We start from the raw sequence: 11193 nt of genomic DNA on the forward strand, positions 1-11193 counted from the left end.
CAGGGCCTAGTTCTGGCCGATGTCGTTTTCGTAATATTTGGTTTCCACCACGCCTTCTAACTTGCCAAAACGCCTAGACAAACCCTTAGGGGAAAACGTGCTGCCAACATCTTCAAAGCCAGGAATTCGCTTTAGCATGGCAGAGGTATTGGCCGCGCACATGGCATCATGGGATGGGCCTTGCTTGATCGCTTCGCGCAGGGCAATTTCGGCCACCTTAGCGGATACGGGGATTTCTTGGATCACCACGTGGTGTGTATCGCGGGCATGAAAAGACTGATACCGTTTCATCACTGCTGGGGTCACACCGTATAGTATATCGCCCTGTTCGCGCACCGCACGGGTTTTAAACCGCCCCGCCGGGTCATACATCACGCGCTCTGACCCATTGATCAGCAAAGAACTGTGCCCACCAGCACCAGTGGTGTTATGCACCATGGTCAGCAATGTTAGGCTGGGCGGGCTGCTATGAGAATAGGATACCTCTTGGATTGCGCGATCACTGTCGCCCACATCTTTGGCGCAGGCGCTTAGAACAACAAGTGCGGCTAGGGCCGCAACTGCGCGTAGGTATCCCATGCTAGGCTCCAGTATTTAGGTGCGGAAGATCGCCATAAAAATTAACACCGCGGCACTGGCAACACAAATGCCAATGGACCAGCGTACAAAGCCTGCGAATGTGGCTTCTTGGGATTCGATATTCATAGAGCCGTGTTCATGTTTGGCCATTTTGTCACCTATCTAATTGCGTTAGCGCTGTATCCCACAAAATCAGAGATTTGCAAAGTGGGGAATTTAACCTGCGACCCTATGATCCGGCATCGGTTTCTGTGTCCAAATCCTGCGCCAACTGAAACCCAATGCGATTGGGTTCTGCGGCCTCTTCGGATTTCGGCTCTGCCACCAGCATCACGTTCAACTGGCTGACATGTTGAACCAATTGCATTTTGTTACCCTCGCCATCTGCGCCGTAAAAGGTAACCATATCAGGCGCGAAATATCCCATACCCTGGATTTTAACAGATCCGGCATCGCTGCCGGCAAACCCCATGCCAACCTCGTGTTTGGCATCCAAGGTTTCCTCGAATTTTTGAATATACATCACGATACGCTCATAGGCCCATTCGGCTGGGGATTTATCAGCCAAGGGTTTTCCGGCCTTAGGTGGTGCAGTTTTTTCGGTGGTACGCGATCCATCCGCATCCACATGCACCGCATAGGCCTCGGGCAGTGCGGCGTTTTCGGCGGCCTCGGCGGCGGTTTTTATTTGATCATCTGACATGGCATTCCCTATTTCGCAGACCAGAGCCAATGCCCTTGGTCGTTTTTCTCTCGGCTGACCTTATCCTGCAACAACAGGTGATTCAAATGCGCAATCGCCTCGGCCATAGCTAGGCCATATTCTCCCTGCCCAATCTTACGTTTAAACAGCACCGGAAAGCAGCCTACCGCCGTATTTGGCGTTTGCAAAAACTCTAGCAAGCGCGGCAATGCGGCATGGTGGTTGGCGATCAATTGCTCTAGGCGCAGAGGCAACCCGCGAAATGGCAATTTATGCCCAGCCAAAACCAATTGATCATCATTTGCATACACCAACAATTTCTCGCAAGAGTGTAACCATTCTGTCAGCGGATCTGCCATCGGCTCGGTTGGATAAACCCCTACATTGGGCGAAATACCCGGCAAGATTTGATCCCCCGCCAGCACCAGATTATCGGCCGCGCACCACAGGGTTGCATGTTCTGGAGAATGGCCATCGCCCGTGCGCACCACCCAGTCACGCCCCCCCAACCTCAGCTCTTGGCCGTCCTGTATGCGGGTGAATCCTAATGGCATGGGATGAACGCTATCTGCAAAATTAAACGGGCGCGCCGCTTTACGTGCGTCAAACAGATCTGCCGGCATGCCCGCCCCTAAATAAAAGTCCAGTGTCTCTTGTGGCCACTGTTCTTGAATATCCACTGTCAGCATCCGCGCATAGAGCCATGTGGTCCGCGTGGCCAGCAGCTCTGATCCCTTTTGGGATTGAAACCACCCCACCATACCCACATGATCGGGATGATGATGAGTTAGCAAAACACGGTGCACCGGATCCCCCCCCAAGGGCCCCGCCAACAGCTTTTCCCACAGCGCAACGCCGCGTTTGGAATGATACCCCGTATCCACAATACACCAGCCACCATTTTCACGCAGCGCATAAACATTCACATGATCCAGCGCAATCGGCAGAGGCAAGCGGATCCACAGAATGCCATCGGCTATTTCAATGGCTTCGCCCTCGATTGGGGGTGTTTCAATAGGGAAAGTGATTTTTGCCATGTGACGCCTCGATATTTTTTTGCATCCGCTAACGGAACAGGATAGGCACTGCCTAACAGACCAGATGCGAAACACAATCGAAACACCGCGTAATCATGACCCAAATGTTGAAACCAACAGACCTGAACATTGCCCAATGCGCAGATATCTGGCGCAGCGGTGGCTTGGTCGCCTTTCCAACAGAAACGGTTTATGGGCTTGGGGCAGATGCCTGTAACGGAGATGCCGTTGCGGCCATTTATGCAGCCAAGGCGCGGCCCAGCTTTAACCCGCTAATCATCCATGTGGCCGATATTACCACGGCCCAGCGCTATGCGGTTTTCTCAGACACGGCCCTACAATTGGCACAGGCGCATTGGCCCGGACCTCTTAGCCTCGTCCTGCCGATCAAACGCGGTTGCGGTCTGTCGGAACTGGTAACAGCCGGGCTGGAAACCGTGGCGGTGCGCATCCCAGAAAACCCATTGGCACGTCAGCTATTGGGGCGCTTCGGTGGTGCCGTTGCCGCCCCCAGCGCCAACCCCTCAGGTGCGATCAGCCCAACCACCGCGCGCCACGTACACGCTGGGCTATCTGGAAAAATCGATGCCATTATTGATGGCGGACCCTGTCATGTAGGGCTTGAATCCACCATCCTAAAGGTTGGCCCTGATCGCGTGCATTTGCTACGCGCGGGCGGCCTGCCCCTAGAGGATATCGCCTGTGATGTAGTGGTTTCGCACCCGCGCGGTACAGAGGATGCCCCCCAATCCCCTGGCCAGCTTCAATCCCATTATGCGCCAAACGCACAGTTGCGGATGAATGTAACAGAAGCCCATGAGCGCGAATACCACATCGGATTCGGTGCAGTAGCAGGGCAAATCAACCTGTCACGCAGCGCAGACCTACGCGAGGCCGCAACAAAGCTGTTCGCCTACCTGCGCATGGCAGATGAGGATGCCGCAACACTGGGAAAATCACATATCGCAGTGGCCCCAATCCCTCACGAGGGACTTGGCATGGCCATTAATGATAGATTGAAACGCGCGAGCGCACCACGTGGCTAGGCCCGCCCGCCCGTGGCCGATAACATCCGAGGATCAATCCCCAGCGTATCCAGCGCCGCATCCCATTTATTATCTGAGTTCGATGCGAAGACCAAGGCATCAGGCGCATCAGCAATCAACCAGCCATTGGCCTGAATCTCCTGCTCCAACTGTCCCGGCCCCCAGCCAGAGTAACCCAGCGCCAGCAAGCAAAAATCAGGCCCATCTCCGTTTGATATATCCTCGAGAATTTCCAGCGATGCCGTCATACCGATCTGGTCAGTTACATCCAATGTGGCCTCTTGCGCGCTATAATCGCGGCTGTGCAATACAAACCCGCGCCCATGTTCCACAGGCCCGCCCATATGCACAGGTACCGTGCCAATGGGGCGGCTTGGCTTGATATCCAACTGATCCAGCAGGTCATTAAACTTCAGCCCATCGGCGGGTTTGTTTATGATCAACCCCATGGCCCCATCCGCCGAATGTGCGCACATATAAACCACCGATCTCTCAAAACGTGGGTCATTCATGCCTGGCATGGCGATAAGGATTTTTCCATCTAGGTTAGTTTCTGAATTGGTCATAATTTGAATCTGCGCTTCTTCCAATGGTTTTTCAAGAGCCAAGGCCGGTGATCACTACGATATCTCCTGATTGTGACTTTCTTTTAAGTAAAAGAGGGTTATTTAAAGGGTATGAAAACACGGCACCTTATAGCGCTTAGCGCAATCTTATCCTTCGGGTTCAACTTCGGCGTTGCAGCGCAAGAAGAAGCATCGCCCATACTCGGTTTAAAATCAGTTAAAATTATCAAGGGCTGGCGCCAAGCAGATGGTAGCCACGTTATGGCGGCCCACATCTCGCTGGATCGAAATTGGAAAACCTATTGGCGCGTCGCAGGCAGTGGTGGCGTGCCGCCGCTGTTTGATTGGGCCCAATCTATCAATGTGGCAAGTGCAGAAATCAAATGGCCTGCGCCGCAGGTTTTTCACGATTATGGCGTCCAAACCATCGGCTACAAAGATGAATTGATCCTGCCGATCGTTCTACACCCCAAGGACAAATCCAAACCAATCTCCGCCCATGCAACGCTGGATTTTGGTGTCTGTGATGACGTATGCGTTCCCGTCCGCACCACGATCACCGCCGACCTGCCACGCCGCGCAGTAATCGGCAAAACCGAAATAAGCGCCAGCCTGAATCAAGTAGCGCGTGATGCAAAAACTGCTGGGATCAGCGATGCAAAATGTAGCTTTCATCCCATTGAGGATGGGATGCAAATCACCGCCACCATTCAATCAGACACCCCGCTGCCCAGCGACAGCCTATTGATCATTGAATACCCCACCGACGACTGGATGAACCAAGGCAACACCGAGGTGCAAAAAAACCAAGCTCAGACTACAGCTACGCTATTTTCGGATCATCCGCAGGCGTTATCCAGAGCCAAACTACGGCTAACCCTGCTTAGCAATGACGAAGCGGCCGAGATTATCGGCTGTTCTTAGCTGTTTTTGGCAGGCCCAGGCGCAAGTAAAACCCAGCCGCTGCCAAGAGCACAATCAGCGAGGCCCCAATAATAAACACGGCAAGTGAGGCCGCCAATGCGGGCATCTGATCGCTGGTTAGGGCGCGCACGAAACCTGCGGCTTCTAGCGTGATGACCAATACGCCCATTGTCGCAGCAAACAGGGCGATAATCGCCCCCAATGCCATACGCATAATCACACTGGCACGATCAACCGCTGGGCGCAAAATCATGCGGCGGGTCGAGATCAGCAATCTGCCAAAATCGCGCTGCATCACCACCATCGCAGGCACGACCAACAGCACCAAAAACATCCCAAACCCCAAACCAAAGACCAATGTAATAATGGTTGGCTTTAAAAATTGTGCCTGAACGGACTGTTCGAACATCAAGGGTGTTAACCCCAAAACCGTCGTCAACGTGGTCAGCAACACGGGGCGCAGACGATCGGCGCAGGCCGAAACAATCGCGGGCATCAGCGCTCGTTTCTCGGAATACTCTTCAATTGTAGTCACCAAAACAATGGAATCGTTAATGATAATCCCACTCATCCCAATCATCCCAACAATTGAAAACATGGAGAGCGGAACCTCCATCACCCAATGCCCATAAATCATCCCAATGGCACCAAATGGTATAACCGACATCACGACCAATGGCCGTGTCCAGCTGGCAAAAATCCAGCACAAGGCCAAATATATCCCCAACAAACACAGCATAAACCCGATCAAAGCATCGTTTAGGAACTCGCGCTCCTGCTCCGCCAGACCAGATAGGCGATATTCGATCCCAAAATCCTTGGCGATTTGCGGCAATATCTCACCGCTAATTTTTTCCACAATTTCACTGGCGCGGGCGGGATCATCCTCGGGGATTTCACCGGTTACCGACATCAGGCGCAGACCATTTTCCCGCAACACGGTCGAGAAACCCAAGCTGCGTTCAATGGTTACGATATCGACCAATGGCACATAGGTGCCACTGGGGGCCCGCAGGCGGGTGCGATCCAGAAAATCTGCGGTAATCTCTTCGCTGGGCAGACCCACGGTTACTTCCGTGGTGCGCGCGCCGGTTGGGAAACTGGCGGCGGAAATTCCGCTAAGGCGGTTGCGTAATTCTCTGCCGATGGCATCGGTGGTAAAGCCCAGCGCCTGCCCCTGCGGCGTAAGCTCTAGAACCAATTCCTCTTTGTCATATGGCAGATCATCCTCTAGGGATGTCACCTCTGGGAATTGTGCCGAAACCTGCGCTTTAAACTCTTCGGATGCCGCTTTTAGGGTCTGACTATCAATGCCAATAAATTGCACATCCAAACTATCCCCACCAGGGCCAAAGCGAAAGCCGCGGAAGCTCAGCGTTTCCATCAACGGATGGCTGCGTACCTCGTCTTGCAATGCCGCAATAAAGGTATTGGCGGAATAGGGCCGCGCATCGGCATCAATCAATTCCACTGCGATAGACCCCTTCAGATCCGCATCCTTGTTTGCCACACCAGCCAATCCACGCCCTGTGTTGCCGCCGACCTCTACCATGGCAAATGTCACGGGATTAACGCCATGTTCCTTCTCGAAATCCGCACCAACCTGCGTTACTGCTCGTTGCAGCTCTTCGACCATCACCTTGGTGTCTGCGCGGCTTGCGCCATCATACATGGCAATATTGCCAGAAACCGAGGCGCGCTCTGGGGGGCTGAAGAAGCGGAACTTGACCTCTCCGCCTACAAACAACGCCAGATTCAGCGATAACAGCAAGACCGCCGCCCCCAGCAATGGATACCGCAGGATTAATATCCAGCGCATCAAGGGCTTGAAAAACCGCTCGCGCATGGCCGAAAACCCGCGGTTGAAATAGTGGCTGGGAACATCATACCACTTTAGCCCCGCATGATACGACAGAGAATGGCTCATGTGATTTGGCAGGATGATGAAACATTCGACCAATGACGCCAACAGCACCACTATTACGGTAAACGGAATATCCGCAATCAAGGTGCCAAAACGCCCACCAATCAGCGTAAGCCCCCAAAAGGCAATTACGGTGGTGATTGTCGCCGAGAACACCGGAGGTGCCATCCGCATCGCCGCATGCTCTGATGCTGTGATCGGATCTTCGCCAAGCCGTCTGGCACGGAAATCAGCATGCTCGGCCACCACAATGGCATCATCCACCACGATCCCCAGCGTAATAATCAACCCAAACAGCGAGACCATATTCAACGTCAGCCCAAAGGCATACATCAGCCCAACCGCGGCAAACATTGCCACCGGAATACCCGCCGCCACCCAAAAGGCCGTGCGTGCAGACAAGAACAAGAACAGCAACCCCACCACCAACGTCAAACCCATCAGGCCGTTTTGCAATAGCAACCCTAGGCGATCTTGGATGGCCTGCGCACGGGTGCGGATTAGCTCGATGGTTACCCCCTCGGGCAGCGTAGCCTGCATTTCCCCGGCAATCTCTTGGACAAGGGCCTGCATTTTAATCGCATCCCCCTGATCCACGCGATCAACCCGCAAGGATACCGCGGGGTGCTGGCCGACGTAATAGCTACGGCTGGCATCCACGCCCAACACATTTATTTGGGCCACATCTTGAATGCGCAATACGCCACCTTCGGTGCTAGAGCGCACGACAAATGCGCCGATTTCGCTGGCGGATTGTTTGGTAATTCCGGTGCGGACACGCGCGGCACCATTGGCCACATCCCCCGCGGGGGCTGCCTCGGATTCTGCCGCGATAATGCTTGCGATTTCGCTCAGCGTCACATCATGTTCTATCAACTTGGCCTCGGGTGCCAGCACCTGGATTTCTGGTGCGGAAATACCGCGCGTGGTTGTGCGAGTAATGCCAGCGCGAAACAGCCGCGCGGCGAATTCATCCGCAAAGCGCCCGAGCTGATCCACAGAAACCGGCCCAGAAATAATCACATCCGTAACCCGATCCCGAAACGCGGCGCGCCGCACGACGGGCTCTTCTGCGGCTTCGGGTAGATCATCCACCGCGTCCACAACCGTTTTCACATCTTCTGCGGCACGCGCCATATCCCAATTGGCCTCGAATTCGAGGCTGATGTATGCGCGCCCCTCTTGTGCAGAAGACGAGGTTGCCTTGACGCCCTCCACGCTTAACAACGCAGGCTCTAGCAGGCTAACAATACCCGCATCCACATCCTCGGGGCCGGCCCCAGACCACGCAACATTCACCGAGATACCCTCGATCACCACATCAGGGAAAAATTGCGATCGAATTTTACCTGTGGCGACAACGCCGGTGACCAACATGATTACCAGCAACAGATTTGCCGCAGTTTTATGACGCGTAAAATATGAAAGAATACCACTGATGCCACCTGATAGGCTTCGCATAGTTTATCCTCCCCGCGCGCGTTTCAGGCGGTCATAGCGCGCCTTGGGCAATTCCCCCTTGGCAACGGCTCTTAGCATGTTTGCCTTCATCTCTGCTGGCATGCGGGTGTTTTCACTGATCGATTTGGTAAAGGCCTGTTTCTCGGCCTCGCTTAATATGATGACATCCGGCTCTGGTGGTATTTCCAACGCGCCGCGCGGCTCTACACGAATGCCCGCACCTAGTTGTGGGCCGCGTACTTTGACAATGTTCTTACCGGCCAATTGGCTGCTTGATACCAGAATCATATCACCCTGTTTGCGCAGCAATTGCACAGGCTGTGCCAGCAAACGGTTTTCTGGGCCCACCACCAAAACCTCGCCCGCCGCATTAATTGCCCCCGCGGGGATCAAGGCCACATTGCGTATCGTAGGTTCCGTAACCACAACAGAAACAAAATCACCTGGGCGCAAGGTGTCGATATTCCTACCAGATAGGCTGGCGAATATCTCGCGCCCTGTTTGGCCTTCCTCTACGGCTGCATTAACGCGCTCGATCTGGGCGGATATCGCCTGATCGATGCCCTTGAAAAACACCAATACTTCGACGCTATTAAAATTTTCTACATCCGCGCGCAGATTTGCGAACTCTGCACTGGAGAGCTGAAACGACACACTCAGCTCCGATGGCGCGATTAGGTTCCCCAGCTGTTCATTCACATTGACCAAGCGCCCCAACACCGCACTAACACCGCTAAGAACACCATCAAATTTCGCCCGAACCGTCAGACCATCCAAGATGCGCGTAGCCTCGGTATGATTTATCTCGGCGCGTGCCAATGCCGTGCTAGCGCGATTTATGCGGGACTGTGCGGTGGCCAATGCTTGACGCTTGCTAAGCACCGCGGTTTCAGCGCTGGCGGCAGAGATTTCGGCGGTTTCAAGGGTGGCATTTGTGCCGACACCGCGGGTTTGCAGAGATTCTTGGCGCGCCAATGCTTGATTGCGCAAATCTAGCTGGCGCACCGCCGCACTTAGCTCGTCTTGGATTAGGATGATCGCCTCATTCGCCTCTGCGACCTCTAGCTTGGCTTCGGCCAATTGCGTTTCAGACAAGGCGGCACTGGCGGCGGCACTGGCGGGATCGATTTGAAACAACACTTCACCGGCCTGCACACGACCACCCTCTTGGAAATTTTCAGATATTTCCACCAATGCACCATTCCCAGTTGCGCGGATTTGCAACGAACGGTCCGCAACGATCTGACCATAGGTGGCAATAGTGGGGGCGATATCGCTGGGGGTGACGGTCACCACATCCACAGAAAAGCTGCGCTCGCGGGTGGGGCGCTTGTTTTGCTGTTGTTGCGCCTTCTCTGCCTGTGCAGATAAGAAAACCACCACTGCTGTGCTGATCAATGCACCAGTCACAGCCAATAGAAGCAAGCCAAACAGGCCGCGGTTAAAAAAGCGCATTGGACAAATTCCAGCTGGTTACAGTTACGAGGTCAAATATTATACGGCCCAAGCCTAGCATTCCGGCGTTTGGAATCAATTTCTTTTGCTGTCTGGGCAATCAACTCATGGTGAGACCACAGCCCCTGTTATTTACGTCGCAGATGCTCTTCTAGGCGGGGCATAATTTCTACGAAATTACAGGGGCGGTGGCGGATATCCAATTGGAACCGCAGAATTTCATCCCATCCATCCTTACATGCACCCGGGCTGCCGGGCAACGCAAACAGATAGGTGCCCTGTGCCACCCCTGCGCAGGCGCGACTTTGGACGGCAGATGTGCCAATTTTTTGCATCGAGACGATGGTGAACACTGTGCCAAAGGCATCGATCTCTTTCTCGTAAACATCGCGGTGCGCCTCTACGCTCACATCCCGCCCCGTCAGCCCCGTGCCACCTGTGCTGATCACAGCATCGATTTCCGGATCACAGCACCACGCCCGCAACTGATCGGCGATCAATCCGCGCTCGTCAGCAATAATTTGGCGATCAACCATTTCATGGCCAGCGGTATTTATGCGCCCCTCCAGCACATCCCCCGATCGATCATCTGCTCTTGTGCGGCTGTCTGATACCGTCAAAACGGCGATGCGTACCGGTACAAAGGCTTTGCTTTTATCAAGGCTCATGACAATTTATCCTTCAATGCCAGTAAATCAGCCCAGGCATCCCTCTTGCGCAATGGATCCCGTAACAATGCTCGCGGATGTAACATCGGCAATACCGGTTTATCATAGGCCTGATCCCATTTCCCCCTAAGGCGGGTAACCCCAGATTTACCTAAAACAGCATTGCAGGGGGCGTTGCCCATCAGAATAATCACCTCGGGATCCATCAATTCCACATGCCGCTGAACGAAGGGCAACATCATCTCCACTTCCTCTAAATTCGGTTCGCGGCTTTGAGGGGGGCACCATGGCAAAATTGGCGCCACATACAGACCATCCGCACCGTCAATCTCGCGCGCCAAACCAATGGCCTGAAACATTTTGTCCAGCAATTTTCCCGCATCGCCCACAAGCGGGCGCGCCGCGCTGTCCTCGGCACGGTTGGGTGGCTCACACAGGATCATCACCCGCGCCTGTGCGTGCCCATCCGCAAATACAGTGTTGCGCGCGCCCTTCTTTAGCGCACAAAGGTCAAACAGATTTATTGCATCACGCAGGGCATTTAGGTCTGTGCATTTTTGCGCCAGCAGTGCCGAAATATCCCCAGCCAATTGTTTTGGCACAACATCGGGGATGGTATCAACTGGGGCAATATTTGACCCCTGCCCGATTTTAATCTTTGGTGTCGCGGCGGGGAAATCAAACCGATTTATCGCCGCCTCGCTTATTACCTCATCCACGCCCAATTCCACCTGCCATTCAAGGGCGGCGCGCAGGGCAAAATATTCCGAGGTCTGCTGCATCAAAAACTCCACTGTTTCGACTAAGATATTGGCTGGCGCCCGCGGCGT

The 11193-nt window shown here is 54.1% G+C and carries 11 protein-coding genes; 2 read left to right on the plus strand and 9 right to left on the minus strand.

Translation table 11 applies throughout. The features are described from left to right. Window positions 1-6 precede the first annotated feature (6 nt). The 4 genes from QQL62_RS11015 to QQL62_RS11030 form a co-directional block, all read right to left on the minus strand. Window positions 7-579: a hypothetical protein gene (locus QQL62_RS11015; RefSeq protein WP_284379002.1), complete on the minus strand. Its 573-nt coding sequence runs from the start codon at window positions 577-579 to the stop codon at window positions 7-9. Window positions 580-594: 15 nt separating this feature from the next. Continuing rightward, window positions 595-729: an aa3-type cytochrome c oxidase subunit IV gene (locus QQL62_RS11020; protein WP_284379004.1), complete on the minus strand. Its 135-nt coding sequence runs from the start codon at window positions 727-729 to the stop codon at window positions 595-597. Window positions 730-808: 79 nt separating this feature from the next. Further along, window positions 809-1282, minus strand: a complete 474-nt coding sequence (locus tag QQL62_RS11025; protein WP_284379005.1) for a DUF6173 family protein — start codon at window positions 1280-1282, stop codon at window positions 809-811. 8 nt (window positions 1283-1290) lie between these two features. Continuing rightward, window positions 1291-2319 carry an MBL fold metallo-hydrolase gene (locus QQL62_RS11030; protein WP_284379007.1) on the minus strand — a complete coding sequence of 343 codons (1029 nt, stop codon included), beginning with the start codon at window positions 2317-2319 and terminating at the stop codon, window positions 1291-1293. 95 nt (window positions 2320-2414) lie between these two features. Here QQL62_RS11030 and QQL62_RS11035 point away from each other — a divergent pair, with 95 nt between their 5' ends. Beyond that, complete coding sequence (locus QQL62_RS11035; protein WP_284379012.1) at window positions 2415-3365, plus strand: L-threonylcarbamoyladenylate synthase; 951 nt, start codon at window positions 2415-2417, stop codon at window positions 3363-3365. Here QQL62_RS11035 and QQL62_RS11040 read toward each other — a convergent pair. Then, on the minus strand, window positions 3362-3931 hold the full coding sequence (locus QQL62_RS11040; protein WP_284379015.1) for a YqgE/AlgH family protein: 570 nt from the start codon (window positions 3929-3931) through the stop codon (window positions 3362-3364). The two genes, QQL62_RS11035 and QQL62_RS11040, sit on opposite strands and share 4 nt — an antisense overlap. Window positions 3932-4042: 111 nt before the next feature. Here QQL62_RS11040 and QQL62_RS11045 point away from each other — a divergent pair, with 111 nt between their 5' ends. Next, on the plus strand, window positions 4043-4855 hold the full coding sequence (locus QQL62_RS11045) for a protein-disulfide reductase DsbD domain-containing protein (RefSeq protein WP_284379017.1): 813 nt from the start codon (window positions 4043-4045) through the stop codon (window positions 4853-4855). Here QQL62_RS11045 and QQL62_RS11050 read toward each other — a convergent pair. The 4 genes from QQL62_RS11050 to QQL62_RS11065 form a co-directional block, all read right to left on the minus strand. Next, window positions 4839-8240 (minus strand): efflux RND transporter permease subunit, encoded by a 3402-nt coding sequence (locus tag QQL62_RS11050; RefSeq protein ID WP_284379020.1) that lies wholly within the window; start codon window positions 8238-8240, stop codon window positions 4839-4841. The genes QQL62_RS11045 and QQL62_RS11050 overlap by 17 nt on opposite strands. 3 nt (window positions 8241-8243) lie before the next feature. Next, window positions 8244-9695: an efflux RND transporter periplasmic adaptor subunit gene (locus tag QQL62_RS11055; protein ID WP_284379023.1), complete on the minus strand. Its 1452-nt coding sequence runs from the start codon at window positions 9693-9695 to the stop codon at window positions 8244-8246. 128 nt (window positions 9696-9823) lie between these two features. After that, complete coding sequence (gene moaB / locus QQL62_RS11060; protein WP_284379026.1) at window positions 9824-10363, minus strand: molybdenum cofactor biosynthesis protein B; 540 nt, start codon at window positions 10361-10363, stop codon at window positions 9824-9826. Further along, window positions 10360-11145 (minus strand): uracil-DNA glycosylase, encoded by a 786-nt coding sequence (locus QQL62_RS11065; RefSeq protein WP_284379029.1) that lies wholly within the window; start codon window positions 11143-11145, stop codon window positions 10360-10362. Before QQL62_RS11065 ends, moaB begins: the two co-directional genes overlap by 4 nt. Between the last annotated feature and the right edge of the window lie 48 nt (window positions 11146-11193).

This window comes from Amylibacter marinus (assembly GCF_030160015.1).
Classification (GTDB): domain Bacteria; phylum Pseudomonadota; class Alphaproteobacteria; order Rhodobacterales; family Rhodobacteraceae; genus Amylibacter; species Amylibacter marinus.

Coding starts and splice junctions, on each gene's coding strand:
- QQL62_RS11020 (WP_284379004.1), bottom strand. CDS start 729: ATGGCCAAACATGAACACGGCTCTATGAATATCGAATCCCAAGAAGCC.
- QQL62_RS11015 (WP_284379002.1), bottom strand. CDS start 579: ATGGGATACCTACGCGCAGTTGCGGCCCTAGCCGCACTTGTTGTTCTA.
- QQL62_RS11040 (WP_284379015.1), bottom strand. CDS start 3,931: ATGACCAATTCAGAAACTAACCTAGATGGAAAAATCCTTATCGCCATG.
- QQL62_RS11055 (WP_284379023.1), bottom strand. CDS start 9,695: ATGCGCTTTTTTAACCGCGGCCTGTTTGGCTTGCTTCTATTGGCTGTG.
- QQL62_RS11035 (WP_284379012.1), top strand. CDS start 2,415: ATGACCCAAATGTTGAAACCAACAGACCTGAACATTGCCCAATGCGCA.
- QQL62_RS11045 (WP_284379017.1), top strand. CDS start 4,043: ATGAAAACACGGCACCTTATAGCGCTTAGCGCAATCTTATCCTTCGGG.
- moaB (WP_284379026.1), bottom strand. CDS start 10,363: ATGAGCCTTGATAAAAGCAAAGCCTTTGTACCGGTACGCATCGCCGTT.
- QQL62_RS11030 (WP_284379007.1), bottom strand. CDS start 2,319: ATGGCAAAAATCACTTTCCCTATTGAAACACCCCCAATCGAGGGCGAA.
- QQL62_RS11065 (WP_284379029.1), bottom strand. CDS start 11,145: ATGCAGCAGACCTCGGAATATTTTGCCCTGCGCGCCGCCCTTGAATGG.
- QQL62_RS11025 (WP_284379005.1), bottom strand. CDS start 1,282: ATGTCAGATGATCAAATAAAAACCGCCGCCGAGGCCGCCGAAAACGCC.
- QQL62_RS11050 (WP_284379020.1), bottom strand. CDS start 8,240: ATGCGAAGCCTATCAGGTGGCATCAGTGGTATTCTTTCATATTTTACG.